Source organism: Serratia sp. root2, from assembly GCF_031931805.1.
Lineage (GTDB): Bacteria > Pseudomonadota > Gammaproteobacteria > Enterobacterales > Enterobacteriaceae > Serratia > Serratia inhibens.
In genome coordinates this window covers 309,310-334,149 of sequence record NZ_JAUJXB010000001.1, presented here as the reverse complement: position 1 = coordinate 334,149, position 24,840 = coordinate 309,310, and the positions used below count along the sequence as shown (strand labels likewise).

22 protein-coding genes, 1 tRNA gene and 1 pseudogene are annotated in these 24,840 nt (G+C 54.9%); 7 read left to right on the top strand and 17 right to left on the bottom strand.

Annotated features, from left to right (window positions below; all coding sequences use genetic code 11):
* Window positions 1-105: 105 nt before the first annotated feature.
* Window positions 106-1,224 (bottom strand): branched-chain amino acid ABC transporter substrate-binding protein, encoded by a 1,119-nt coding sequence (locus tag QZQ97_RS01530; RefSeq protein WP_311991932.1) that lies wholly within the window; start codon window positions 1,222-1,224, stop codon window positions 106-108.
* 487 nt (window positions 1,225-1,711) lie between these two features.
* Here QZQ97_RS01530 and QZQ97_RS01525 point away from each other — a divergent pair.
* Window positions 1,712-1,787 (top strand) — tRNA-Asn (locus QZQ97_RS01525).
* A 65-nt stretch (window positions 1,788-1,852) separates the two neighbouring features.
* Here the strand turns inward: QZQ97_RS01525 and QZQ97_RS01520 are convergent.
* Both QZQ97_RS01520 and QZQ97_RS01515 read right to left on the bottom strand, forming a co-directional pair.
* Window positions 1,853-2,083 (bottom strand): annotated as a pseudogene (locus QZQ97_RS01520) (zincin-like metallopeptidase domain-containing protein); the annotation flags it as partial.
* A 252-nt stretch (window positions 2,084-2,335) separates the two neighbouring features.
* A complete protein-coding gene (locus QZQ97_RS01515; protein WP_311991931.1) occupies window positions 2,336-2,647 on the bottom strand; it encodes a hypothetical protein in 312 nt (103 codons plus the stop codon).
* Between the two features lie 56 nt (window positions 2,648-2,703).
* Between QZQ97_RS01515 and QZQ97_RS01510 the strand changes: the two genes are divergently transcribed.
* The gene (locus QZQ97_RS01510) at window positions 2,704-2,925 is read left to right on the top strand and encodes a CPBP family intramembrane glutamic endopeptidase (RefSeq protein WP_311993856.1); all 222 of its coding nucleotides are present in this window, start codon (window positions 2,704-2,706) and stop codon (window positions 2,923-2,925) included.
* 323 nt (window positions 2,926-3,248) lie between these two features.
* Here QZQ97_RS01510 and QZQ97_RS01505 read toward each other — a convergent pair whose 3' ends face one another.
* Both QZQ97_RS01505 and QZQ97_RS01500 read right to left on the bottom strand, forming a co-directional pair.
* Entirely contained in the window at window positions 3,249-3,599 is a 351-nt protein-coding gene (locus QZQ97_RS01505; protein WP_020453904.1) for a hypothetical protein, read from the bottom strand.
* An 838-nt stretch (window positions 3,600-4,437) separates the two neighbouring features.
* Window positions 4,438-5,346, bottom strand: coding sequence for a LysR family transcriptional regulator (locus tag QZQ97_RS01500; RefSeq protein ID WP_311991930.1), 909 nt, complete (start codon window positions 5,344-5,346; stop codon window positions 4,438-4,440).
* A gap of 99 nt (window positions 5,347-5,445) precedes the next feature.
* On the opposite strand from QZQ97_RS01500, the gene QZQ97_RS01495 reads away from it, so the two are divergent.
* On the top strand, window positions 5,446-5,838 hold the full coding sequence (locus QZQ97_RS01495) for a carboxymuconolactone decarboxylase family protein (RefSeq protein ID WP_311991929.1): 393 nt from the start codon (window positions 5,446-5,448) through the stop codon (window positions 5,836-5,838).
* A gap of 114 nt (window positions 5,839-5,952) precedes the next feature.
* Here the strand turns inward: QZQ97_RS01495 and QZQ97_RS01490 are convergent, their stop codons facing one another.
* Window positions 5,953-7,143 carry an MFS transporter gene (locus QZQ97_RS01490; RefSeq protein ID WP_311991928.1) on the bottom strand — a complete coding sequence of 397 codons (1,191 nt, stop codon included), beginning with the start codon at window positions 7,141-7,143 and terminating at the stop codon, window positions 5,953-5,955.
* Between the two features lie 245 nt (window positions 7,144-7,388).
* Between QZQ97_RS01490 and QZQ97_RS01485 the strand changes: the two genes are divergently transcribed.
* On the top strand, window positions 7,389-8,291 hold the full coding sequence (locus tag QZQ97_RS01485; RefSeq protein ID WP_311993855.1) for a LysR family transcriptional regulator: 903 nt from the start codon (window positions 7,389-7,391) through the stop codon (window positions 8,289-8,291).
* A gap of 321 nt (window positions 8,292-8,612) precedes the next feature.
* Here QZQ97_RS01485 and QZQ97_RS01480 read toward each other — a convergent pair whose 3' ends face one another.
* From QZQ97_RS01480 to QZQ97_RS01440, 9 genes are all read right to left on the bottom strand, one after another.
* Window positions 8,613-10,157, bottom strand: coding sequence for an HAL/PAL/TAL family ammonia-lyase (locus QZQ97_RS01480; RefSeq protein WP_311991927.1), 1,545 nt, complete (start codon window positions 10,155-10,157; stop codon window positions 8,613-8,615).
* Window positions 10,154-11,038 (bottom strand): ABC transporter substrate-binding protein, encoded by an 885-nt coding sequence (locus tag QZQ97_RS01475; RefSeq protein WP_311991926.1) that lies wholly within the window; start codon window positions 11,036-11,038, stop codon window positions 10,154-10,156. Before QZQ97_RS01475 ends, QZQ97_RS01480 begins: the two co-directional genes overlap by 4 nt.
* A gap of 35 nt (window positions 11,039-11,073) precedes the next feature.
* The gene (locus tag QZQ97_RS01470) at window positions 11,074-11,781 is read right to left on the bottom strand and encodes an ABC transporter permease (RefSeq protein ID WP_311991925.1); all 708 of its coding nucleotides are present in this window, start codon (window positions 11,779-11,781) and stop codon (window positions 11,074-11,076) included.
* Window positions 11,778-12,428 (bottom strand): ABC transporter permease, encoded by a 651-nt coding sequence (locus tag QZQ97_RS01465; protein WP_311991924.1) that lies wholly within the window; start codon window positions 12,426-12,428, stop codon window positions 11,778-11,780. The genes QZQ97_RS01470 and QZQ97_RS01465 overlap by 4 nt, the downstream gene beginning before the upstream one ends.
* A 4-nt stretch (window positions 12,429-12,432) precedes the next feature.
* On the bottom strand, window positions 12,433-13,527 hold the full coding sequence (locus QZQ97_RS01460) for an ABC transporter ATP-binding protein (RefSeq protein WP_311991923.1): 1,095 nt from the start codon (window positions 13,525-13,527) through the stop codon (window positions 12,433-12,435).
* A gap of 310 nt (window positions 13,528-13,837) precedes the next feature.
* Window positions 13,838-15,079 (bottom strand): multidrug effflux MFS transporter, encoded by a 1,242-nt coding sequence (locus QZQ97_RS01455; RefSeq protein ID WP_311991922.1) that lies wholly within the window; start codon window positions 15,077-15,079, stop codon window positions 13,838-13,840.
* A 155-nt stretch (window positions 15,080-15,234) separates the two neighbouring features.
* Entirely contained in the window at window positions 15,235-18,330 is a 3,096-nt protein-coding gene (locus QZQ97_RS01450) for an efflux RND transporter permease subunit (RefSeq protein WP_311991921.1), read from the bottom strand.
* Window positions 18,327-19,436, bottom strand: coding sequence for an efflux RND transporter periplasmic adaptor subunit (locus tag QZQ97_RS01445; RefSeq protein ID WP_311991920.1), 1,110 nt, complete (start codon window positions 19,434-19,436; stop codon window positions 18,327-18,329). The genes QZQ97_RS01450 and QZQ97_RS01445 overlap by 4 nt, the downstream gene beginning before the upstream one ends.
* A gap of 76 nt (window positions 19,437-19,512) precedes the next feature.
* Window positions 19,513-20,127, bottom strand: coding sequence for a TetR/AcrR family transcriptional regulator (locus QZQ97_RS01440; protein WP_004946948.1), 615 nt, complete (start codon window positions 20,125-20,127; stop codon window positions 19,513-19,515).
* Window positions 20,128-20,216: 89 nt separating this feature from the next.
* Here QZQ97_RS01440 and QZQ97_RS01435 point away from each other — a divergent pair, with 89 nt between their 5' ends.
* Both QZQ97_RS01435 and QZQ97_RS01430 read left to right on the top strand, forming a co-directional pair.
* On the top strand, window positions 20,217-21,674 hold the full coding sequence (locus QZQ97_RS01435; protein ID WP_311991919.1) for an efflux transporter outer membrane subunit: 1,458 nt from the start codon (window positions 20,217-20,219) through the stop codon (window positions 21,672-21,674).
* A gap of 106 nt (window positions 21,675-21,780) precedes the next feature.
* Window positions 21,781-22,557 (top strand): pyrroline-5-carboxylate reductase, encoded by a 777-nt coding sequence (locus tag QZQ97_RS01430; RefSeq protein ID WP_311991918.1) that lies wholly within the window; start codon window positions 21,781-21,783, stop codon window positions 22,555-22,557.
* 59 nt (window positions 22,558-22,616) lie between these two features.
* Here the strand turns inward: QZQ97_RS01430 and QZQ97_RS01425 are convergent, their stop codons facing one another.
* A complete protein-coding gene (locus tag QZQ97_RS01425) occupies window positions 22,617-22,997 on the bottom strand; it encodes a winged helix-turn-helix transcriptional regulator (RefSeq protein WP_311991917.1) in 381 nt (126 codons plus the stop codon).
* A gap of 52 nt (window positions 22,998-23,049) precedes the next feature.
* Between QZQ97_RS01425 and QZQ97_RS01420 the strand changes: the two genes are divergently transcribed.
* Entirely contained in the window at window positions 23,050-23,853 is an 804-nt protein-coding gene (locus QZQ97_RS01420; protein WP_311991916.1) for an NADPH-dependent F420 reductase, read from the top strand.
* 22 nt (window positions 23,854-23,875) lie between these two features.
* Here QZQ97_RS01420 and QZQ97_RS01415 read toward each other — a convergent pair whose 3' ends face one another.
* A complete protein-coding gene (locus tag QZQ97_RS01415; RefSeq protein WP_311991915.1) occupies window positions 23,876-24,829 on the bottom strand; it encodes a LysR family transcriptional regulator in 954 nt (317 codons plus the stop codon).
* Between the last annotated feature and the right edge of the window lie 11 nt (window positions 24,830-24,840).

Here is a 24,840-nt window from a genome sequence, read left to right as displayed (position 1 = left end):
TGTATCGGAACGGATCCGCCCAATGCGCGGACCCGTAACCCGTATTTCTCCAATGGATTTCAAGTTGCAGCCAACAACGCTGCCGCTTGAAAGACACAAGAGATATTAGAGTTGGTGATATTTCCCTTTATCGTCCCACTGATAGACCACGTAATCCGATACTTTCAGGTCACCCTTCTTATCCCAGGCCTTTTTGCCCATCACGGTATCCACGTCGTGCGATTTCAGCCATTCGCTGGCCTTGGCGCTGTCTTTGCCGCCGGTCGCGTTGAAGGCGGCGGCAATCGCCTGGATGGAAGCGTAGGAGTAGAGGGTGTAACCTTCCGGCTCAAAACCGCTGGCGCGGAACTTGGCGATGACGTCTTTGCCTTCAGGGATTTGACGCGGATCGTTGCCGAAGGTCATCAGCACGCCGTTGGTGTACTGCGGCCCGCCGGCAGCGGTCACCAGCTCTTCGGTTACCACGCAGTCACCGGAGAAGAACTTGGCGGTCACGCCCTGCTCGCGCATCTGGCGCACCAGCGGCCCGGCTTCCGGATGGCAACCACCGAAGTAGACCACGTCCGGTTTGACCGAAGCGATTTTGGTCACCAGCGCGTTAAAGTCTTTTTCGCCGCGCGACAGCCCTTCATACAGAACTTCTTTCACGCCGCGCTTGTTCATCTCCGCCCTGGCGGCATCCGCCAGCCCCTGGCCGTAGGTGTCTTTATCGTGGATCACCGCAATGCGTTTGGCCTTCAGGGTGTTCAGCATGTAGTTGGTGGCGATAACCCCCTGCTGATCGTCACGGCCGCACATGCGGAACATGCTGGCCATGCCGCGTTCGGTAATTTGCGGGTTGGTGGAACCGGGGGTAATGGCGATGATGCCGGCCTCGTCATACACCTCCGAGGCAGGCATGGTGGAAGATGAACAGAAGTGGCCGACCACCGCCGCAACCTTGTCTTGATCCACCAGCCGGTTGGCGACCGCCACCGCCTGTTTCGGTTCGCAGGCGTCATCCCCTTGCACCAGTTTGATTTTTTCCCCTTTAATCCCGCCGGCGGCGTTGATATCCGCCGCCGCCTGCGAAGCACCACGCCAGTACTGATCGCCATAGGTCGCATTCGGCCCGGAGAACGGCCCGGCGACGCCGATAACGATATCGGCCTGAGCATAAAAAGCAGAACCTAAACAACCGATAAGCAGAGCAGCGAGCGGACTTTTAATGAATTTCGATGACATTGTTGTTTTCCTCAGCACTGTTTTAGCAGAACGCCCAGAGGCGCGGAGCAATCACTTTATGTGTAGACGGGGAAAATAATTTGCGCGAGAGCGCAGTCGCATTACCCGCATTTAGGTAAGCAAAAATCCAGCCATTGTGACGGCCAATACATATTTTCTGATTATTCATCCTACATATCAGAGGAAAAATGGGGGCGATCGCTGGCATCAGGGGGCAGTGCGGAGACGTGCGCGTCAACCGCGCAGAGGGATTTTTTTGCCATTCCGGCTCGTCGAGAATGCCCTTTCAGACGCTTGCACCATAAGCGTGCAATGGCCGGTGCAGGGACAATGGCAGGAATTTTCTGATGATGAACCCCGCAAATGACAGGATGAGTGCTGAAAAACGACGCAACATGCTCATTCTGACAGCAAACGCGCTTTTTCATCACTTTAGTGCTTTGACAAACCCACGGCACCCCGCTATTATTCGCCCCGTTCACACGATTCCTCTGTAGTTCAGTCGGTAGAACGGCGGACTGTTAATCCGTATGTCACTGGTTCGAGTCCAGTCAGAGGAGCCATATTAGAGAAGCCCGCTTAAGGAAACTTAAGCGGGCTTTTTGCTTTCGATGTCACCTGTTCTGTCTCAGACTGGGGTCTTATCCATCAAATAACGATGCGCTTTTGACGCCGCGTTGGCGACGTTGAAAATATAGCGTTTGTCGTTCTTCAATGCTTTCAGCCAGGAAGCACTATAACTTTCATGTTGCCCCTCTCCAACGATGCCCAAATCCGCCATGAGGAAGGCGCTTCCCAACTCGGCAATGAACACCTCAAACGCATACCCTTCACGGCCAAACTTGCCTGTAATTTCACGGCTAAAATCGGTTTTTACCCACGTGTAAGTCGCACCATTCACTTTTAGAGATCTTCCGACATAACTGATTATTAGCCGACAATCTGATCTCAGGCCTGATCTAACACAATGCTCACCACATAATTCCGTAATAAAATTCAATAAATTATTATGTGATTGTTAGTCTCAGGGATATTGACTGAATAACCTTGCAAAGCTGGAGGCGTTCGACGAGTTGTCCCCTCATTGGCCGCTTAATGCGAAAGAACCTTTTTAGTGCCCCCATCCCTTACCATAGCTATCAAAGATGAAGGTTGTATCCGTCCTAATATTCCCGGCCGGGAACTGTAGCCGCTTTTGGGTCTGGGTATGAAATTCAAGCCCTTTTGTCTCCTGTTTAATACCGTTTCCTTTACCGGAACTACTCAGCAGCGGAATAGGCTCCGATGCTAAAATGTTATTCACGCCAGTTTGCACATCTAAATCGCATTTATCCCAAGTATTTTGAAGGATCTGAATCCTCACTTCATAGGGTTTGTTGCCCATTCCTATAACCTGATATTTTTTATCTATATAATAAGCCATCGTTTACTCTCCAATATTTTTCTGATTAAAGTTAAACTGCTTATTCTGATTACTCAATCAACACAATAGCAAACCCAATTATCGCATCGTTAGTTACCTCTTTCCTGTTTGCTATGTTACATACGCAATACACAGATATTAGAACGCTAATTATTCTATTTATTGTTTCTATCATCTTGATTGTAGCACGGATAATATCAAAAGGGGTGATGACACCGGTACTTTTACACATGACGATGAATGGTTGTGTTATGGGGTTAGGTTATTTTTTCATGTAATTAGCACCGTAACGGTAATCTCAATACGAAAATGTATCAAGCGGACATTTGGGCGGATTTTGCAAATGAGCATGGGTGCAATCAAGATACACCGCCCTCGTCGTAGCGCCGTATTCTGGTCATACTTGTCACGATTAATGTTCACCTTGCCTGACCAGTACTCACCCACAATCTTTGGTCTTACCAAAAATCATGCTTACTTAGTCAGAAAAATGCCTCCTTTCCTCCCCGGCCTGAGGGCATAGGTTTCCAGAAGGCTCACAGATAAATATAAAGCAAGGGGGATCCCCCTTGCTAATAGATAGCTTTTCTAAGGACTATTTTTACCAATGACATTGTCCATTAACACTATTTCTGCTTGAGTCGCCGCCTAATGCTCCACCACGATCATTACCACAATTAGCTGTATATGAACGAACACCCGCAATTGCTCCGCCACGAATTGCACCGCGAACAAAGCCGCTCATGGCACCAACAGCGACACCTTCAGGTCCACCAGGCAATCCCGCAACTCCCCCGCCAATCGCTCCTGCATACCCACCAGCTATGGCGCCATGAAGCGCATCATTACCAACTCGTGAAGCACACCCTCCTCCATTATCAGAGCGATCACCACCGTTATTACCTTGACCGCCAGAAATACTGGATAATAAAGACTCATCGATGACTTTCACCTTTCCTTGCTCCTTTGGATAGTGACAAATAATAAGAAACCAACATTGACAACGGGACGTAGATTATAATTATTTCAGTCGAAATATTACTAAGATAATCTACTTTAGCACAAAGAAAACCTAAAGGGACACACAAAAGAATGGCAATAAATTCAAAAACAAATAGTTTACGGGTGTTAACATTCACTCGATTACGGTTTGGGACGATATGATTAATCATAACTACCACCTGTATTGTTTACACTTTTCACGTTACAAACGATACATAACTCTTCAAAAAATTCAAAAAAATAAAATGAAAACATTTGTTACCTAAATTAGCTAAAGTAGAAACCATTCTAATCTCTCTGAATTTTAATTATCATTCTGCCCAACCACACCTCGTTCCACTATACTATAAGCACAAATTGCATGTCTTTCTCTGAAACGCATCATCATTCTTGCCAGTTAAGGTAATGGAAGAGAAAAATGCGATAGCCGGCAGATCAATGGAGTCGCCACAAGTCATGCAGAGATATTAAAAGCACGCTATTTATTTGTAATGCACGAATTAAAAAAACACCTTCTGTCGTTTAACGACATTAGCTATCCCTACCGTAACCACAAGAACTCACTCAGCACCTGATAATTAAATGTCAAACTGCTCCTCATTTTCACTAAAAAATGGAAACGCAGTATACGAATAGCCATTTCAATACAAAATTGCTTTCAATTTGAAATCATAAAGAATTATATTATTTAGTTTTAATGCATACTCATTATAATTTAAAAACCTTGGTTTATTTGATAATTAAAATCATGCTCAGTATGATTGGACGTTACTCTTCAGCGATAAACGCTACCCCTTGTGAAGAACGAGTGTCTCCTTAAAATGCTGCAGCAGAAAATCGACATATAGACGGATTTTCGGCAACTGCTGGCGGTCAGCAAACGTAAGAATATGCACCTGTCTCGCCAAGGGTTGATACTCCGGCAGCAGAGGTATCAGCCTGCCCTGGCGCAAATCCTCGGCCAGCAACACCTCCGGTTGCATTAAAATTCCCAGCCCGTTTAACGCGGCGCTGCGCAGGGCTTCGCCATTATTGACCGCCATAACGATATTGACCGGCACTTTGATCAGTTTACCGCCTTGCTGCAGTGACCATTCACTGCCCGCCAGTGGGTGGGCAAACCCCAGGCAGCGATGCTCGATCAACTCTTCAGGGTGAACAGGCGTACCCGCGCGCTCCAGATAGGCGGGAGAGGCACAGATGACCGATCGATACGCAGCCAGCGGACGGGCGACCAACGAATTCACATGTTCCAGTTCGCCCACTTTAATCATGACGTCGATCCCCTCCTCCGCCATGTCCATCGTCTTGTCACTCAGCACCAGATCCAGCGTCATCTCAGGCCAGCTGGTGAGAAACCGCGCGGTGGCCGGGGACAGTGCATGTACCCCAAATGAAACGGGACAACCCACCTTCAGCCTTCCTCGTGGGCTCTGGTGCAATGCCAACGCGACCGACTCCGTATCCTCAATATCGGCTAAAATTCGCCGACAACTCTGATAATAAGCGCTTCCGAAGTCAGTCAGACTCTGCCTGCGCGTCGTTCGGTTCAGCAGGCGAATGCCGAGATGTTTTTCCAGCGCTTTAATGTGCAGCCCGACCATAGTTCCGCTCAGCCGCATTTCTTCGGCAACCGCACTAAAACTGCCACGCTCCACCACGCGCACAAACACCGACATGCTTTCCAGTTTGTCCATGATTACCAAGTTTTGCTTGTTAAAGATTAAACTATAACGCTGTTTATCAACTCCTGTTAGCGAGTTTTAATTAAACCTCACTCAGACAGGAGAATGAAAATGATGACGAATCCAGAGTTGCGCGAACGGGGTTTAGCGTTGTTTACCAAGTTGTATGGCGATGGTGCGGGGGAAGCATTACGCCAGGATATGGCCGATCTATGCCCCGACTTTACAGATATTTCAATAGAATGGGCAATGGGTGGCATCCTTTCACGACCTGGTCTGGACGCCATAACCCGGGAGTTGGTCGTGGTCGCTTCCTGCGTCACCCTGGGCCATACCGTTCCGCAATTGCGCGCGCATACCCAGGCGGCGCTGAATGCCGGGGCCAGTCGTGAACAAATCATTGAGGCCATCCTGCAATTGTTGTTTTATGCCGGGGGTGCTGCGGTCCGTAATGCGTTGGTTAATGTGCGCGATATTCTGAACGCCCCAGCGCATAGCGGATAATAAACTCCGGCCTGAACAAGGTATGCATGTGGAGCCCCCTCCATCTTTCCCCATCGGCGCCGGCAAGGCGCCTTCTTTAGGCATCAAAAAAAGCCGTTCCGTTTGCTGATGACGTCACCGCACAACGGCTCTTTTGTTTTTTGCCCCCAACATTTGAAACAGCATCCAAACTGTTCCCAGCACTACCACGCACGCCCCTACCCATGCAGTGCTCACCAATCCCGTGATGTCCAAAGCAATCCCGCCCAGAATAGAACCTAAAGCAATGCCGCCGTTAAACCCGGCGATATTCAGGCCCGCCGCCACTGCGGGCGCCTGTGGCGCATGTTCATGGGACAAGCCTATCACCCGAGCCTGAAGTGCAGGCACCGCTGCGTAGGTCAAAGCGCCAAGCAAGCCGATAAGTATCGCCATGAGTATGACCGATACGGCCGACGCCCCTATGGCAATCAATACCACGGCCAGCCCAACCAATATGATCATCACCGCATAATCCGCACCTTTACGGTCGGTCAGCCGCCCGCCCCAAACGTTCCCGATTGCCGCCATCACGCCGTATCCGAGCATCAATAAACTGCCGGTGCTTTCATGGACCTGAGTGACGTGCAACAAAATGGGCGAGATATAGGTATAAAGAGCGAACGAACCGGCGTAGGCCAATACGGTAATACCGGCGCCGGCCAGGAGACGCGGATTAAACATCGCCTTAAGACCGTCCAGGGCGTTGGCCTGGATCGAAACATCATTGTGGTCAGTCGGCATGAGCAACAGCAGGCCCAGAAAACCCATCGCACCGCTGACGGTAACAGCCATGAAAATCACCGGCCAATTGAAAAGACTGCCGAGATAAGTCCCCAAAGGCACCCCAAGGGCCAAAGCCAGCGTCAGGCCGCCAAAAACCACAGCGACAGCGGCACCAGCACGATCACGCCCGACCAACTGAGTCGCTACGCTGGAGGCTACGGCGAGAAATACGCCATGGCCCAATCCTGAAGCGAAGCGAGCGACCAGCATCGGCGTCAGCGAATCCGACAGGCTCACGATGGCATTGCCCAGGGTAAACAATGCCATAGCTACCAGTAACAATCGCTTTCTTGGCCAACGCGTGGCAAGTGCAGTCAAACCCGGAGCGCCAATCACCGCCCCCAAAGCATAGGCCGTCACCGCCGTCCCTACCTGGCTGACGCTGGTATGAAGATCTTCAGAAATATTGGACACCAGACCTATGGTGACGAACTCGGTAAACCCCAAAGCGAAGGCACAAAGCGCAAACACGTAAATAACGAAAGGCGTACGTTCACTCATGCTTTATTTCTCCACCCATCGACATCCGTTACTTCTGTCGGCCCTTTTCTGTCATGGCTGGTCAATACGAACAAGATGCGTTTTGTCATTTCTTGATTCCTTTGAAATAAATGCGCGTGGCCCCGGCTATCACCTTGAATCACACAGACCGGGTGAACCTCATCAAATGCCATCCTGGATGATTTGATTTGCACTTCAAAGTGTCTAAAATCGACAAACACTTTCCCCAAAAAAGGCCAAATCCATTGCGCAATGACGATCTCGCCGTCTTTTTGCATGTGGTCGACCGCCATAGCTTTTCCGCTGCGGCACGGGACCTGCAAATTTCCCCGAAAGCTGTCAGCAAACAGATTGCGAGGCTGGAAGGCGCGCTTGGAACCACCCTGTTTGAAAGAAATACGCGTAACTTACGCATTACGGACGAGGGTCGCGCCATTGCAGAAAGGGTCCGTGTAGCCTTATCCGTGCTTGATGAAGTTAAAGAATTGGCCCGGGGCGGGAGTCAGGAACTGACCGGTAATATACGTCTGACCGCCCCTGCACCCTTCGGGCGGAAATTTGTCGCGGCGGCGATCACGGACTTCAGCCGTTTGCATCCCAGAGTGGGGTTTGATTTACGCTTGTCTGATCAAATTCAGGATCTGTATAGCGGTGATTTGGATCTGGCGATACGCATGGGGGAATTGGCCGATTCGAGGCTGCTTGCTCGCCGGGTGGCCGATAACCGCCGTATCCTGGTCGCGTCCCCCGCCTATATCAAAGCGCATGGCAACCCTCAAACCCCCGAAGCGCTGAAAAACCATAATTGCCTGGTGTTTGCCTACCCAGGGTTATTGCAAAACACCTGGCGGATACAAAAAAATGGCCTTGAACAGGCGATCGTTATCGATGGCACGCTAAGCAGCGATAATGGCGACGTATTACATGAATGGTGCCTTGCCGGGTTGGGCATTTCCCTGCGTGAAACCTGGGACGTCCACGAAGAATTACGCAGCGGCCATCTGCTACGCGTGCTGGCCGACTGGGAGGGCGTAGCATCGAAAATAAGCCTCGTCCGGGCGCGAAGAGAACCTGTACCGCACAGACTCACCGCCTTCAGTGATTTCTTGCTTGAACGGTGGCGGCGAGCGCCCTGGGATGACGCCTGACTGCGCATGTGCCTATCGAGTTGGCTCAAAGCAATCCACAGGATGCAGCAAAACTGTCGCGGACGATGAATGCAGGATGCGGTAATAGCCGGTTATTGGTCATCTCTCGTCCGCATCTTTAATATTCTGGTGCAGAACGTGCGCGGTTCTCATGCATAACTCGGTAAGAAAGCCCCCCGTTCGGCCATCGAATATCTTGAATCAGGTGGCACACACCGCCGGCAAGAACACCCGCATCACGATTCTACCCAGGACTTCTACGCACACGGGAGAGGTTCAAACACCTTGCCCCTTTCAGTGGCAGTGAAGGGGTTGGCGTACTCATGCCAAACCTCCGTGAACGGGCTCGGGAAAGATAAGCGGTTCAAGCGCGCGGTAAATATCTCCGTGTTTCACCAACAGCCGGATGGCCAGCATATCCGGATACATTTCCTCATCGCTTTGTCTGAACGCCACCTGCTGACGCACCAACGAAAGCACCCTTTCGGTGCCCGTGGACGCCCGCAACGGCCGGTGAAACTCCACCGCCTGCGTGGCGCACAATATTTCTATCGCCACGATATCGATGGCATTTTCGACGGCATCAATGGCATTACGCGCCGCCGTGACGCCCATAGAAATGTGATCTTCCTGTCCCGCGCAGGTGGACACGGTATGCACACTGGCCGGTGCCGCCAATGCTCGGTTTTCCCCTGCCAGCGCGGCCGCGGCGTAAGGCGGGATCATCATTCCTGAATGCGCCCCGCCGTCCGCCACCAAAAAGGCCGGCAAGCCGCTGAGATGGCTGTTGGTCAGTCGGTCGGAACGCGCCTGCGAACCGGTACTGAGCTGGGCAATGGCGATCGCCAGCGCATCGAGACACAACGCAACCGGAGCGCCATGCCCGTTGCCGCCCGGCAGCACATTCAGTTCCCCGTCTTCAACCATAAACACCGGATTGTCAGTGACAGAATTGACTTCGGTGGTCAGGGTTTTCTGGCAATAACTCAGCACATCCCGCACCGCGCCATGCATTTGCGGGATACAGCGCAGGCTCAGGGCATCCTGAACGCGGAAATCGCGGTATCTGTCCAGGATCTCGCTGTCACGCAGCAGGCAACGTAAAATCCGCGCAGTTTCCTGCTGCCCGTCATGCGGCCTCAGGGCATGCAAGCGAGCGTCATAACCACGGATATTCCCTTTGAGCACCTCAAGGCTCATGCCTCCGGCGGCGTCCGCCACCGGGATGAGCTCCCGGAAAGCTTCCGCTGCCAGACACCCGAGCGCCGTAATTTCGTAGGTGCCGCTGACCAGAGCATGACCTTCGCGCGGGCCGGGAATGCGCAGGGCAACGCCCGCCCGCTTCAGTGCTTCGCGGGCAGGCAACAGTTCGCCCTGGTAGTACGATTTTCCATAACCAAACACCGACAGTCCGATGTGTGCCGTGGCAATCAGATACCCGACCGACCCCTTACCGGGCGACCACGGGATCACGCCCTTGTTGAGCATATCCGCCATCGTCAGCACCAATGCCGGGCTGACGCCGCTGAAACCCTGTAACAGGGATTTGATCATCACCGCCATCATCGCGCGCACTTCATGCTGTGCCAGTTCTGGCCCCACCCCGCAAGCATGACTTTTCAGCATATTGAGCTGCACATCCGAGATTTGCTCCGGCGATAACCGCTGCGTGACCAGATCGCCCACGCCGGTGGTCAACCCATAAATCACTTTATTTTCGGCTATCGCCTGTCTGATTTTCTCGTGCACAATCTCCATGCCGCCTAACGCTGGCGGTGAGAGCAGCACCTGTGCGCCGTAAGCAATATCGACGATGTCGCGGATCGACGTTTCAGCCGTGCCCAAGGTGACCGGTTGCGCCCTCATTTATTCAGACCGTGCTGAGTCAGCCATTCTTTCGCTACCGCATCGACGCTTTCGAAATTCGCCAGTTTGCCGTTCATCACGATCAAATCGCTGGTCGTCAGTTGTGCGGACACGGCTTTGAGCGTGGTTTCGACCACATCGCTAGCTTTGTCTTTCGCAATCAACGGCACGATATTTTGCGCCGGGAACAAGTGTTTGGAATCTTCCAGCGCCACCAGGTTTTTGGTTTTAATGGCCGGATCGGTTGAAGTCATATCCGCCACCTGGATCTGATTGTTGGTCAGCGCAGACAGCGTCAGCGGGCCGGCAACGTCAAGCACCTTAAAGTTTTTGAAGGTTAACCCGTACACTTCGCTCAACCCTTTCACACCCTCACGGCGGGTTTTCCATTCTGCCGGGCCGCCCAGCACCAGCGTTTTGGCGACCGGGGCCAGATCGCTGATGTCTTTCAGGTTGTATTTTTTCGCGGTTTTTTCCGTTACTGCCAGCACATCGCGGTCCTGCGCGGCTGAAATATCCAGCATCTTGATTTTTTCCGGCAACGCTTTGGCCAGCGCCGCCGCCACATCTTCGGAAGAGTGAGCCTGTGTTTTTTCGTCGAGATAACTCAGCGTGGCACCGCTGTATTCCGGGATCAGGTTGATGGAACCGTCGAGCAACGCAGGCATGTACACCTCACGGCTGCCGATATTGAGTTTGGTTTCCACTTTGACGTTTTTAGCGGCCAGCGCCTGCTCGTAAATAGTGGCAAGCAGTTGGCTTTCCGGGAAGTCTGCGGAACCGATGATAATGGTTCCACCGGCATCAGCAGAGAGGGCCACAGGTACATGAACCACGGCGGCAGAAAACAGGGCAACGGCAAGCAGATTTTTCAATTTCATTTTTATCAGACTCCGGAAATGAGTGAGTAGATGATTCAGCTATTCGATAAAGGCAGTGTTTTTTTACGGCGGCGTTCACGCTGCCGTATTCCTGGTGATACCGTGAAACGAATTAAAAAAGAGAAAAACACATCGACCAGCAACGCTAATATTCCCACCATAAATGCCCCCGCAACCATCTGCGGATAATCGTTCTGCGCGCGGCCATCAATAATAAGACGCCCTAACCCGCCGAGAGAAACATAAGCCGCAATGGTGGCGGTCGAAACGATTTGTAATGCCGAGCTCCGGATGCCGGATAATATCAGCGCCAGCGCACAGGGGATTTCAACGGTGAGCAGTAATTTCCACGGCGAATACCCCATGCCAATGGCTGCATCAATAATTGCCGGATTAATTGCCCGAATACCGGAATAAACGCCCATCATGATCGGCGGCAGTGCCAGGATAATCAGCACGATCAGGCAAGGCACAATAAAGGCCAGATCGGATTCAAATACCGGCCCGAAAAGAATGACCAGCAAGATGATCAACCCGAAGGAAGGCAGCGCACGCATGGCATTCGCGCTGCCGATTAATAACGTCGCGCCTTTGCCGGTATGCCCGACATAACACCCCACAGGAAACGCGATAATCACCGCAACAAACAAGGCTTCGATGCTGTAAACCAGATGCTGGAAAATCAACATCAGCAGTCCGTCGTCATTGAGCCAATGACCAGGGTCGAGCAACCAGTTAATCATTTCGCATTCCTTTTCGGTTGCCAGGCGGTGATTTTATTGCCGGTGCGCAGCACCAGGTTATCCAGCAGCAGCGCCAACACGATGCACAGGAAAATACCGGCGATAATCGGCGTCAGAAAATGCAGTTGAAAACCCTGAGTAAACAACGCCCCCAGTTGCGGCATCCCGACCAGCGCCGAGATGGAAACAATACTGACATTCGACACCACCACCACGCGCATGCCGGCGGCGATCACCGGTACCGCCAGCGGCAGTTCGACACTCACAAATCGCTGTAGCGGTCGATACCCCATAGCCACGGCGGCCTGATGCGTGTCTTGCGGGACAGAATCCAGCCCGTCGCAAACCGTGCGAATCAACAGCGCGAAGGCATACAGCGTCAACGCCACAACGACATTGACGGCGTCCAGAATTTTGGTGCCGAGCAGCCCCGGTAACAAGACAAACAGGGCCAGCGAGGGAATGGTATAAAGCAGCCCCAGCAGATTAAGAATACCGTCCTTAAACTTCCCGCAGCGGTGAAGTAAACCGCCCACCGGAATGGCCAGTGCCAGCCCGATCAAGACAGGAATGATGGACAGATAAACGTGCCAGCCGAGTAACGTCACTATATTTTCCCGCTGCTGAAACAACCAGTCAAAGCGCATGGCATTACCTCTCGGCACGGGAGTGAGAAAGCGAAAATACCTGTTCGATATTCGCCGTACCGATAAAGCGTTGTTGTTCATCGACAACAATGCCGCGCTGACAGGGGGAACTTAATACAGAATCCATTAACTGCCGCAGCGTGCCGCTTTTTGGCGCAAAGGTGCTGCCAAGATTAATGTCCTCTGCCTCTACAGTGGTTTTGTTTTGCTGCACATCATACCAGCCGACCGGGCAATCATTTTCCACCACCAGTACCCAGGAGTCATGCCCTGCCACCAAGCGGGCTTCGCTGACCGACATTCCCGGCGCAATGACTTTCTCTTTAGCCAACGCAATATCTTCAGGGATCATGTCAAAAGAAAGCTTACGGTATCCGCGATCGCGGCCGATAAAATCGGCGACGAAAGCATCTTCAGGTTCATTCAATAATTTGACCGGCGAGGCGATTTGCGCCAGACGCCCTCCGGGACGAAAAACCGCCACCTGATCGCCTAATTTCATCGCTTCGTCAATATCATGGGTAACCATGATGATCGTCTTGCCGATTTCACGCTGTAAACGTAAAAACTCCTCCTGCAACTGTTCGCGAACCACCGGATCGACGGCGCTGAAAGGTTCATCCATCAGCATGAATTCAGGGTCGGAAGCCAGTGCGCGGGCGACGCCGACCCGCTGCTGCTGGCCGCCGGACAACTGCCACGGATAACGTTCCGCCATCGCCAGCGACAGCCCGACCAGTTCCAGAAGTTCCAATGACTTTTTACGCGCCGCCGTGCGTGTTGCCCCGTTAAGCAGCGCGGTGACGGCGATGTTGTCCTGCACCGTTTTATGCGGAAACAGACCGGCATTCTGGATCACATAGCCAATTTTGCGGCGCAGTTTGACCAGGTCCATCCCTGCCGTCGGTTGTCCGTTGAGCAAAATACTCCCCGAAGAAGGCTCGATTAACCGGTTGATCATGCGCAGTGACGTGGTTTTTCCGCAGCCCGAAGGCCCGACCAGCATGGTGATTTTGCCCGTCGGCGCACTGAACGACAGCCTGTCTACGGCCACCGTACCATCGGGGTAAAATTTGCTTATGCTCTCAAATGAAATCATTACGTTTCCTGCCCCATTACGGACTGTTGTTAACCGTCGCCTGCCTTTCATCTATTCGCAGACCTGATATGTACTAACCTGTATGTACAAGCTAGCAAGCAGGATGCCAACTTACCAAAGCAGGGTGATACCGGCGGTTTTAGGGGGATGGGGCTGTGCCGAGAGGAAAAAATGAACAAAAGAGGGCATCTCTTGCCCCAAAAAAAACCACCCGCACCATTCAGGTGCTTGCAGGGGTAGAGAGAAGCACTGCACCCGGATTACCGTTGAGGATCCTTGTCGATGCAGGCTTGCCGGAAATGACTGGTTTTTACGAAGACGATGCCGTTAATTTTCCCCGCAGCAGAAACAATAACAGTGCGATCAGACAGGCCGTTGCCTGTATGCCCCCCAGCGTGGTGACGGCGGGGAACGTCAGCACCGAGCCGAGCCAGGTTGTGATTGCAGCTGCCCCCATGGTAAGAAAACCCAGTAATGCGGATGCCAGGCCGGCCTGTTTCCCGAAGGGCCCCATGGTGATCGCCGTTCCCAATGGATTGGCCAACCCCATACCCCAGAGGTACAGACTCATGGACAAGGTATACCAAGCCAAGCCTGGCGTTTCCGGCCCAATCAGCAGCAGGCTCCCCCCCAATAATGCGGTGAGAATACCTCCCGAGGTAATGATTTGCGCGCCATAGCGGTGCGCCAGGCGCGGTGCCGCCATCCCTGCGGCAAAGACCACGAACACGGTGGCGGCAAAATACAGCCCGGCCTGTAGCGACGACAAGCCTATCCCGTTCATCAAAATGGCGGGCGCGGCACCGAAAGACGCAAACAATCCGCTCATCAACAGGCTCATCGACAGTGCGGGAAGGATAAACGTCCCATTCGCTGCCAGCTTAGCGTACGCAACCAACACGCTCAGAATGGAATGTGGAGCGCGCCGTTCGGCAGGATGCGTTTCCCCCAGCACGTTGACGTAAAATACGGCGACAGCGAAGGCGGCAATGCCCACCAGTATGAAGATCGCTCGCCAGCCCAATGCCGTAGTCAACACGCTCCCCACCAACGGCGAGAAGCCCGGTGCGGCAGCCGCTGCGATCATGGTCAGCGACAACGCGCGCGCCAGCGTTTCTCCTTCAAACAAGTCACGCGCAATGGCGCGGGCTAAAACCGCTGCAGCGCATACGCCCAGCGCCTGGATGATGCGCCCGACAATCAGCGTTTCAAGTGAACCGGCGAGACCGCCTACCACCGTACCCACGATGAATATTGAGAGTCCCCCCAACACCAGCTTCTTGCGTCCGTATCGGTCAGCCAGCGGGCCGACGACCAACTGAGCCAGCGCGAAGGTGATGAAAAAGCTGGAGAGCGTCAGGCCAAGCTCACGCGCTGACACCCCAAGCTGCTCGCCGATATCCGGAAACGCGGGAAGGATAATGTTGGTGGACAGTATGCTGATGGCAGAAAGGCCGGCCAGTAACGCGACGATTTTACCTGTTAGTTGCGGGCCTTCGGCCGAAGAAATAGTCGCCCTCATTATTTCAGTGGGCGTGTTTTCTGTACTCATGGTAATGCCTCGCCGAGAGTTGCCGGCACATAACCCCCCTCACCCTTCATCATCGGACCCTTTCGTTTTGCAGTAAACGTCTACCGACACGTCAGGGTCCTGCGACCATGACGTGTCGGTAGGTTAATCGGGGATCGCGCTCCCCCCGTTATGACTTACGCCAATGCCGGCTTGTCGGTAGGCGGCGTATTGTCCGGGCGTATTTTGAACCAGATGGCATACATCGCCGGCAGGAACACCAGCGTTACTATGGTTCCGCCAAAGGTCCCGCCAATCAGGGTGTAAGCCAGGGTGCCCCAGAACACCGAGTGGGTGAGCGGGATAAACGCCAGAATGGCCGCCATCGCCGTGAGCAACACCGGTCGGGCTCGCTGAATCGTTGCCTCGACCACCGCATGGAAGGGGTCCAGCCCTTCCTGCTCGTTGTGATGGATCTGGCCTATCAGGATCAAGGTGTTACGCATCAGGATGCCCGACAGCGCGATCAATCCCACAAGCGCATTGATGCCAAACGGCTGGTTGAAGAGCAGCAGCGTCGGCACCACCCCAATCAGCCCCAGCGGCGCGGTGAGGAAGACCATCACCATCGCCGACATCGAACGCACCTGCAGGATGATGATCAACAGCGTCATGGCAATCATGATGGGGAACAGCGGTGCCATCGCCTTGGTCGCTTTGCCCGATTCTTCAATCGAACCCGCCTGTTCGATGCGGTACCCGGCCGGCAGTGTGTCGATGACGGGTTGCAACTGTTTCAGGATCGCCGTCGAAACATCCGGCGGTTGCAGGTTTTCGGCAATATCACCGCGCACGGTGATTGTCGGGGTACGATCGCGGCGGCGCAGAATAGGGTCTTCCATTTGCACACCGACCTCCCCTATCTGGGACAAAGGAATACGCTGGCCGGCAGAGCCCACCAAAGTAAAGCCCGCTATTTTTTCAGGATCGAGTCGAATATTCCCCGCCGCGCGCCCCATAACCTGCACCGAACGGATGTCTTCACGCACAGAGGTGATCGGTACGCCCGAGAGCAGGAACTGCAGTTGCTGAGCGACGGCATTCGATGTCAACCCTACCGCCTGCAGACGGTCCTGGTCGAGCGTAAAATGCAGCGTCGGCACACGCGTCCCCCAGTCGGTGTTGACGGTCCGCATCATAGGGCTAGCCTGCATCACCTTCTCGACCTTGCCGGCAATCTCGCGCAGTTGGGCCGGGGCCGGGTCCGGCCCCATCACGCGATAGGCAACGGGAAATGGCGAATACGGGCCAAATACCAGTTGCGTGATCCGGACACGCGCTTCGGGTGCCAGGCCTTCAGCAGCGGCTTCACGAAGTCGGAATTTGAGCGCCTCACGCGCTTCCGGGTTGTCGGTCAGCACAACAATTTTCGCAAACGACGGGTCGGGCAGTTCGGGCGCCATGGCCAGGAAAAAACGGGGTGAACCCTGCCCAATATATGAGGTAACGATTTTTGCCTCTTTCTGCTTTTTCAGCCAGGCTTCGACTTTCGCCGTTGCGGCGCTGGTCTGCTCAATGGAAGTCCCATAGGGCATTTGCACTTCGACCAGGACTTCAGGGCGATCGGAGGTCGGGAAAAATTGTTTTTTCACCAGCCCCATCCCCAGGATCGCGACAGCGAAGACGGCAATAACCGTGCCCGCCACCATCCACTTACGGGCGATGACGCCTGCCAGCAATCGGCGAAAGCGGTTGTAATGACGGGTGTTGTAGATAGCCGCGTGCCCACCCTCAACCGTTTTGATTTTCGGCAGCATTTTCACGCCCAGGTAAGGCGTAAACACCACCGCCACCACCCAGGAAGCAATCAGGGCGATGCCCACGATCCAGAACATGTTGCTGGTGTACTCACCGGCGGTAGACTGAGCGAAACCGTTGGGCATAAAGCCGACGGCCGTCACCAGCGTACCGGCCAGCATCGGAGCCGCCGTGTGGCTCCAGGCATAGGCCGAGGCTTTGACGCGGTCGTAGCCCTCTTCCATTTTCACCACCATCATTTCGATGGCGATGATGGCGTCATCCACCAGCAACCCGAGGGCCAGGATCAGCGAGCCGAGAGTGATGCGGTCAAAGTTCTTGCCGGTGGCCTCCATCACCACGAAGACGATAGCCAGCGTCAAGGGCACCGCCGCCGCAACCACCACGCCCACGCGCCAGCCCATACTCACAAAACACACTGCCATCACCACGAGCAACGCGACGAAGAATTTGGTCATGAACTCATTGACCGACGTACCGATGTTGACTGACTGATCGGTGACTTTCGCCAACGTCATACCCAGAGGCATGCCCTCATTGATTTTGGCTGTCTCGGCATCCAGCGCCTTACCCAGATCCAGACCGTTCCAACCCTCACGCATCACGATGCCCAGCAACAGCGCAGGCTCTCCCTGGTTGCGGACCAGGAAGGTCGCGGGATCTTCATAGCCACGTTCGACCGTCGCGACGTCCGAAAGCTGCAGTGTCCTGCCCTGAACGACGATCGGCGTTTTGCGGATTTTCTCCAGTTTGTCAAAGGCGCCATCCAGACGGATAAAGACCTGCGGCCCGCTGGTATCAATCGAACCGGCAGGCGTCAGGACGTTCTGCGTGTTCAACGCGGAGAAGATATCTTGCGGAGAAATGCCCAGCGTAGCCAGCCGCTCATGCGAGAAAGAGACAAAGATGCGTTCAGGCTGTTCACCGATAATATTGACCTTTTTCACGCCCGGCACATGCAGCAGCCGCTGACGCAACTGTTCGGCATCGCGGACCAGCAGGCGCTGCGGTTCCCCTTTCGCCTTCAACGCAAAGAGTGCAAAGGTCACGTCGGCGAATTCGTCATTGGCCATCGGCCCTATGACGCCAGTCGGCAGGTTTTTGGCCTCATCGCCGAGCTTCTTGCGCGCCTGATAAAATTCCTCCTGCACCTGCGAAGGCGGTGTGCCGTCCTGTAATGACAGCATGGTGAAAGCCAGCCCGGGGCGCGTGTAGGTCTCGCTGCGATCATACCACTTGAGTTCCTGCAGGCGTTTTTCCAGCGGCTCGGCCACCTGATCCTGCATTTCCTGTGCGGTCGCGCCAGGCCAGGCAGTAACAATCGTCATCTGCTTGACCGTAAAGGGCGGATCTTCCGCACGCCCCAGCTCGAAGAACGAAAGAATGCCGGCCACGGTAATCAGGATGATAAGGAACAACGTGATTGAGCGCTCGCGAACGGCGAGCGCCGAAAGGTTGAATCGCCCTTCGCTCATGGCCGGCTCCCGGCGACGCCGGCATCGCTCTGTTGAGCCAGTCGGACAGTTTCACCCTCATGCAGCAGATGCGCCCCCAGGGCTACCACCAGCGCCCCCGGTTTGAGGTTACCCGTTACCTTTGCGGTATCGTCACTCAGGCCAAGCACCTGAACGGGCTGCCATAACACTTTGGCCGGCTTGCCTGAAATACCCCAAACACCCGGCCCTTTGCCCGAATCGTAGATAGCGGCCAAAGGTAACTGCAGTACCTGGCCCGGTAATTTATCGTCCGCAATATGGAGCGTAACGGTGGATCCGAGCGGTGCGCTCGCCAGCGCCTCCTCAAGCACATATCTGGCCTCAAAAGTGCGGGTCAAAGGGTCAGCCGCATCGGAAAGCAGGCGGAGTTTTGCAGAAGACAACTGCTTTCCGGCGCCGTATAGCGTCGCCTGCGCCTCGCTTCCGACAACGGGCCTAAGCGTCTCAGGTAACTGCACGATGGCCTCGCGCTGTCCGGCTCTGGCCAGCCTGACCACGGCCTGCCCGGCACTGACGACCTGGCCTGGCTCGGCCAGGGTGTCCACCACCACGCCGTCTGCGTCAGCCAGCAAGACGGCGTAACCCGTCGCATTGCGCGCTACGTCGGCCTGCGCCTGCGCAGCTTTTAGTTCCGCTTTGGCCGTATCGGCAGCAGCCTTTATCTGATCGTAGGCCGAAGCAGATATGGCCCCTGAGGCAACCAGACCGCGATAACGCGCTTCGTCATCGGTAGCCTGTCTGGCGCGCGCCCGCGCGGCGGCGACCGCCTGCTGTTGGGCTTGCGCCTGCAGGCCAAGATCGACGGGATCCAAACGCATCAATGGCTGGCCGCGTTTCACCGTCTGGCCGGTATCCACCAGACGTTCCAGGATTTTGCCTTGCACTCTAAAGCCCAGATCGCTTTGAGTTCGGGCAACCACAACGCCGGTAAAGGCGCGAGAGGCATCGACAGCACTCACCACGGTAGCCGCCCTCACCAGAGGAGGTTGGCTACGCGGATCGTCGACGCTGGCAGCGTCGCCGCACGCCACCAGGGCGAAAGATAACAGGCAAACAGCAAAGGGGGCGGATTTTAGCCGGAGCATGGGTTCCCTTAATTAATGAACAGGACGGTAACCGCATTCTCCAACCAGTGACCAATAATGTCAATGGTCACAAATTTTAAGGCGCCATGCTGCGCAGTATCAATGCCGACAGAAGTACCGCCGCCACCGGCGCATTCTCCAGGTTATTTTGCAGTTGGACAGGGCAGATGTAGGGCCGCAGGACCAGGGAAATCGCCAGTGTCGCTTCATCCAGCGGCGTTTTGCGCTCGAACTCCCCCGACTGCCTGCCCTCGAGCAGGATGTGCTGGATCACCTGGCACAAACGTTCTTCATACGCCACCACCGAAGGCCAGCGTTCGCGGGCGGCGACGGCAGCGATGTCGTAAAGCTTGCGATCGTGAAAAAACAGGTCGCTGCCTGCTTCCGTCAACGCTTTGAAAAGACGCCTTAATTTTTCCGAGGCCGTCGGCGCATCTGCGAGCGCCGAATTGACAATCTCCATGATCATGGCCAGCCGATTGACGCAGATCACCTCACCAATTGCCTGTTTGGAATCGAAAAATTTATAGATGTAAGCCTTGGAAAAACCAATCGCCTTGGCCAAGTCGGACACGGTAGTTTTCTCATACCCAAAGTGCCCGAAGTGCTCTGTGGCAGCTTCCACGATCTGATCGCGAACGCTGTGATCCAATGGCCCACGCGGGGAAAGTGCATTCATGTGTTTAGTCATTTTTCTAGCTTAGCTCGATGAGCACTGATTGACAACAAGTGACCATTTGGTAATGTAGTCACCATTCTGCTTCGATTCAAGGATTCCCCATGTTCCCCCTCCGTACTCTTGCTCTGATTGTGAGCGCCGGCTTACTGGCGGGTTGCGCGGTTGGACCCGATTATCACCGCCCGGACGTACCCCTTTCGGATCGTTATCAGGCTCAATCCGCCGTCCAACAGAGAAGCGCAGCCCGGCCCGCCAGTTTTGCCGTCTGGTGGGAAGGCTTCGATGATCCCCTGTTGAGTCAGTTCGTTTCAAGCGCACTCGCGCAAAATCTCGATCTCGCTCAGGCAACCGCGCGGATGGCACAGGCCCGCGCCGGGCTTGGTGCGGCGACGGCTGCACTGTTGCCGTCGGGTAACATCAGCGGACAGGCCGCGCGCGCCCATCAGTCGGTCGAGACTCCGCTTGGCCAGGTGCTCAGCTCAACCCCGGATTATAATCGCTATGGCAATAGCTATGAAACCGATCTGAACGCAAGCTGGGAGATTGATGTTTTCGGGGGACTGCGACGCGGTCGCGAAGCTGCACTGGCCGATTATCAGGCCTCCGAGGCAGGTGTTGCCGCAACCCGCCTTGCCGTCGCGGCCCAAACCGCCGATATCTATATCACCCTGCGCGGGTTGCAAACCCGGCTGGCCATCGCAAACAAGCAAGTCAGTACGCAACAAGAACTACTGGAAAAAGTGCAGCTCCTTCACAGCAAGGGGCTGGCCGCTGAGTACCAGGTCCGCCAGACCGAAGGAGCCCTTGCGCAGGTTCAGGCAACGGTGCCGGTTCTCCAGACCGGGCTCGACGCAGCCATGAACGCGCTGGACGTCATGCTCGGAACCCCGCCCGGCACTCATCGCGCTCAGTTGACTACGCCGGGCGCCATTCCGCAGGCCCCGCAGATCACCTCAACGGGCACACCTGCCGACCTGCTGCGCCGCAGACCCGACATTATCGTGGCGGAACGCCATCTCGCCGCCTCAAATGCCCGCATCGGCGTCGCCATCAGCGAGTATTATCCGAAGTTTTCACTCAGTGCATTGCTCAGTAGCGCAACGGTCGTTTCAAGCGGCAACCTGTTTTCCAGCGGCGCCAGCCAGTCGGCAGGCGTACTGGGGCTGCGTTGGCGGCTCTTCGATTTCGGCCGCATTAATGCGCAGATCGATCAGGCCAAAGGCCAGGAGGCCGAAGCGCTCGCCGCTTACCGCCTGTCGGTGTTACGTGCCACCGAAGACGTCGAAAACGCCTTCTCCGCACTGATCAATCGTGAAACACAGGCAGCAATACTGACCGGGGGTGAAACGGCCCTGGCCAGCGCCAGGCAATCGTCTTTTGTCGCCTATCGGCAAGGGACAGCCAGCCTGATTGACGTCCTGCACAACGATGAAACCCTGCTGCAGGCCTCCGACGCCAGGGCGCAGGCCCAAACGGAATCGGCGCGCGCGGCAGTCGCTACGTTCAGGGCGCTCGGGGGCGGTTGGCAACCTCCGGAAGCCGGTGCAATAACACAATGAATGCTAAGAATCCTCGTCCGCAACAAGTGCGGTAATTGCACTGTAGTGACTTCTCCGCACCGCAAATGCGGCTACAAAACAGAGACTAATCACCGGAGCGTTGTTAATGAAAAGGATGGGGATTCTGGACGTTGATGAGTTGACCGAAAAACTGGTCAGGAGAATGTTTCTCGCCGTTCCTGAGGCACAGGTATTTCTTGTCGCTGGCAACAATGAACGGGCGCGCAGGCTGGAGAGAGAGCTTCCCTGCTGGACTCTGGATAATTACCAGGATGTCGTCGACGAGGTTGACGTTATTATTACCGGCGTGGGCCGACATGCTCTGAATGAAATCGCAAATCAGGTGCAACTGCGCAGCTCGCAAACGCTGGTTTCTCTGGTTCCGGGGATGGGTTCTCAGAGCCTGCGAGATCTGTTCAGACACGCTGACTGCGTCAGATTGATGCTGACTTTCGCCGCTGAAATCAACAAATCGAGCGTGATCCTGACGGCTGCCGACGAAGAGATCCAGGACCTGTTTTCCCGATTAGGCCAACTGACCGTGCTGCCCAACGAATCGGACTTTGATTTGGCGACGGTAAGCCTTTGCATGAATGGGTGGTTCTACTTCTTCGCCGAGGGTTTGCAATGCTGGCTTGCCGAGAAAGGCATGGCAGCGGAGGTTGCCCGTCGTCTGGTACTCGGCGGGTTGAAAGATTGCGCGGAGTATGCGGGCCATAACTCCTCTATCGCCCTGGGCGAATGGGGAAATGATATGGCCTATTTTGAGCACTTAACCCTCCAGGGACTGGAAGTGCTTGCCCAAATGCAGGCGCTTAATCCCTGGCGCGCTGCGTCAGAAAGGGTGTTATCGATCGTGCAGAAAACCACGCAGCCCCGATAGAGCGAAACGTCCTTTTTACGATTGGGGAAATGAATTCCCCTTTAAACGTCAAAAGTCCATCACATTGCCTGTGATCCTTCATCGATGATCCGCTGCTTCTCCTCAGCCCAGTCGATGAGCGCTTCCATCGCAGGCCCCAGCGCAATACCCGTAGCGCTCAGAGCATATTCAACCTTGGGCGGCACTTGCGGATACACTGTCCGTGTGACGATGCTGTCGGTTTCCAACTGCCTAAGCTGCTGAATCAGCATCTTTTGATTGACGCCTTCCACCAACCTCTCCAGGTCAGAAAAACGTAGCGGGCCTTTGGCCGCAAACAGTTGGCAGATGATGATGATTTTCCACTTGCCTTCCAGCACCCGCAGGGCCTCGGTGGTCGCCGCTGCCCAGGCCAGCCGGCGTTGGGGATCCTCACAGTTCCAGACGCGTTCTTTCTTCATGCTTACCTTTTTGGGTGTTACTTACTTTTTGGTGTGTTCTTGCAAGATTAGCATGTACACCATAAAGTGGCCACAGGCTCAATCCCCTAATTCTGGAGAGGCAAAAAACATGGAAATTGGCATCATCGGCACGGGCAATATCGGCGGTACGCTGGCTCGCAAGCTTAAAGCTGCGGGCCATCACGTACGCGTAGCGAACTCCAAAGGCATTCAGGGCGTCCAGAACTTTGCCGATGAAATTGGGGTCACTGCGGCGGATGTCTATGGTGCGGTGAAGGGAGCGGATGCGATTATTGTGTCGATCCCGCTGCCTGCACTGACATCGCTGCCAAAGGATCTCTTTGATGGGGTATCCGATAGGGTACCGCTGATTGATACCAGCAACTATTATCCCGGCTTGCGTGACCCCCATATTCCGGAAATCGATAACGGCATGACTGAAAGCCTATGGGTATCGCAACAACTTGGACGCCCAGTGATCAAGGCATTCAACAATATTCTTGCCTATTCGCTTGCGGAGCTCGGAACGTCAAAAGGCTCACCATCGCGTTTGGCAATTGCCGTCGCGGGCGATGACGTCACGTTAAAACAGAGTGTTATGACGTTGGTGAACGACATCGGGTTCGATCCGGTCGATGCGGGTTCTCTTGAAGCGTCCTGGCGGCAGCAGCCGTCGACACCGGCCTACTGCTGCGATTACGGTGTGGAGAAAATGAAGAAAGGCCTGGCCGCAGCCGTAAAGGGTGAAGCGGCGCAAAAGCGCGATCGGCTGCCTGAACTGTTCGGAAAACTGGGGGCCAACCCGACTCATCAAGATATCGTGACCATGAACCGCTCGCTCTATGCGCTTATCTAATGACAAATACGGGTAGGCAAACCTAAATCAGGATCCGCACCCGTTCGAAAATCCGGCGGTCTTCCTGCCGCGCCGAGCGGGTATGCAGACGCAATTGGCGCACCAAAGAATCAATCAGAGCATTCGCCGCCGCGCTCAGGATGCTGTTGCGGCGGGTGACGATATTCAGCCGCACCGGATCGCAGCTTTCCCGCAGCGTCAACGGCATCAAGCGCCCGGTAAGCTGCGGCAGCCCGACCAGCGGCGCCGGGCACCAGGTGCACATGTCCGCCGACTCCACCATTGCCTGTAGCATGCCAAGGGAATGGGCGTGGATGATGCGATGGGGATCAAGCTGGGCGCCATGGCGGCTGAACAGTTGGCGGACCAGATCGTCGTAGTTTTCCGGCGTGTAATTCAGCACCCAGTCCTGTTCCAGCAGTTGGTGGATCGAGGTGCTCTGGCTCAACGGGTGCCCTTGCCGCACCATCACCGCCGTTTCATAGTCCAGCAACGGTTCGCAATGAAACTCCTGCGGCGCCATAGAGGCCGGCAACGGCGTGATGGCGAAATCCATCGTGCCCTCTCGCAGTTGCGATTGCGCGTTAGCCATCAGGCTTTCAAACAACTCCAGCTTGACCTTGGGCATCTTTTTGCGAAAAGCCACTACCGCCGGCGGCAACACCGTCAGCATCAGCCAGGGCGTTATCGCCGCTTTTACCTGATCTTCCGCCAGCCCGCGCAGGCCCGCCATCTCCATGTTTGCCTGTTCAAGCTGATTAAGCACCAGCCGGGCGTGGGCCAACAACGTTTTGCCGTAAGGAGTAAAGCCTAACCCGGCCGGCGTGCGGATCAGCAACGGCAGTTCCTGCTCCTGTTCCAGTTCGCGCAAGGCCCGCGTGACCGCGGCCTGTGAAAGCCCCAGTTGCCGTGCGGCGCCGCGAATGCTGCCGCTGTCGGCGCTGGCGACCATTGCTTGTAGCTGATGCAGTTTCATCACGCCCCCTG

Coding starts and splice junctions, on each gene's coding strand:
- QZQ97_RS01455 (WP_311991922.1), bottom strand. CDS start 15,079: ATGAGTACAGAAAACACGCCCACTGAAATAATGAGGGCGACTATTTCT.
- QZQ97_RS01475 (WP_311991926.1), bottom strand. CDS start 11,038: ATGAAATTGAAAAATCTGCTTGCCGTTGCCCTGTTTTCTGCCGCCGTG.
- QZQ97_RS01500 (WP_311991930.1), bottom strand. CDS start 5,346: ATGGACAAACTGGAAAGCATGTCGGTGTTTGTGCGCGTGGTGGAGCGT.
- QZQ97_RS01530 (WP_311991932.1), bottom strand. CDS start 1,224: ATGTCATCGAAATTCATTAAAAGTCCGCTCGCTGCTCTGCTTATCGGT.
- QZQ97_RS01420 (WP_311991916.1), top strand. CDS start 23,050: ATGTACACCATAAAGTGGCCACAGGCTCAATCCCCTAATTCTGGAGAG.
- QZQ97_RS01435 (WP_311991919.1), top strand. CDS start 20,217: ATGTTCCCCCTCCGTACTCTTGCTCTGATTGTGAGCGCCGGCTTACTG.
- QZQ97_RS01415 (WP_311991915.1), bottom strand. CDS start 24,829: ATGAAACTGCATCAGCTACAAGCAATGGTCGCCAGCGCCGACAGCGGC.
- QZQ97_RS01470 (WP_311991925.1), bottom strand. CDS start 11,781: ATGATTAACTGGTTGCTCGACCCTGGTCATTGGCTCAATGACGACGGA.
- QZQ97_RS01425 (WP_311991917.1), bottom strand. CDS start 22,997: ATGAAGAAAGAACGCGTCTGGAACTGTGAGGATCCCCAACGCCGGCTG.
- QZQ97_RS01480 (WP_311991927.1), bottom strand. CDS start 10,157: ATGAGGGCGCAACCGGTCACCTTGGGCACGGCTGAAACGTCGATCCGC.
- QZQ97_RS01450 (WP_311991921.1), bottom strand. CDS start 18,330: ATGAGCGAAGGGCGATTCAACCTTTCGGCGCTCGCCGTTCGCGAGCGC.
- QZQ97_RS01440 (WP_004946948.1), bottom strand. CDS start 20,127: ATGACTAAACACATGAATGCACTTTCCCCGCGTGGGCCATTGGATCAC.
- QZQ97_RS01490 (WP_311991928.1), bottom strand. CDS start 7,143: ATGAGTGAACGTACGCCTTTCGTTATTTACGTGTTTGCGCTTTGTGCC.
- QZQ97_RS01465 (WP_311991924.1), bottom strand. CDS start 12,428: ATGCGCTTTGACTGGTTGTTTCAGCAGCGGGAAAATATAGTGACGTTA.
- QZQ97_RS01515 (WP_311991931.1), bottom strand. CDS start 2,647: ATGGCTTATTATATAGATAAAAAATATCAGGTTATAGGAATGGGCAAC.
- QZQ97_RS01460 (WP_311991923.1), bottom strand. CDS start 13,527: ATGATTTCATTTGAGAGCATAAGCAAATTTTACCCCGATGGTACGGTG.
- QZQ97_RS01430 (WP_311991918.1), top strand. CDS start 21,781: ATGAAAAGGATGGGGATTCTGGACGTTGATGAGTTGACCGAAAAACTG.
- QZQ97_RS01445 (WP_311991920.1), bottom strand. CDS start 19,436: ATGCTCCGGCTAAAATCCGCCCCCTTTGCTGTTTGCCTGTTATCTTTC.
- QZQ97_RS01495 (WP_311991929.1), top strand. CDS start 5,446: ATGATGACGAATCCAGAGTTGCGCGAACGGGGTTTAGCGTTGTTTACC.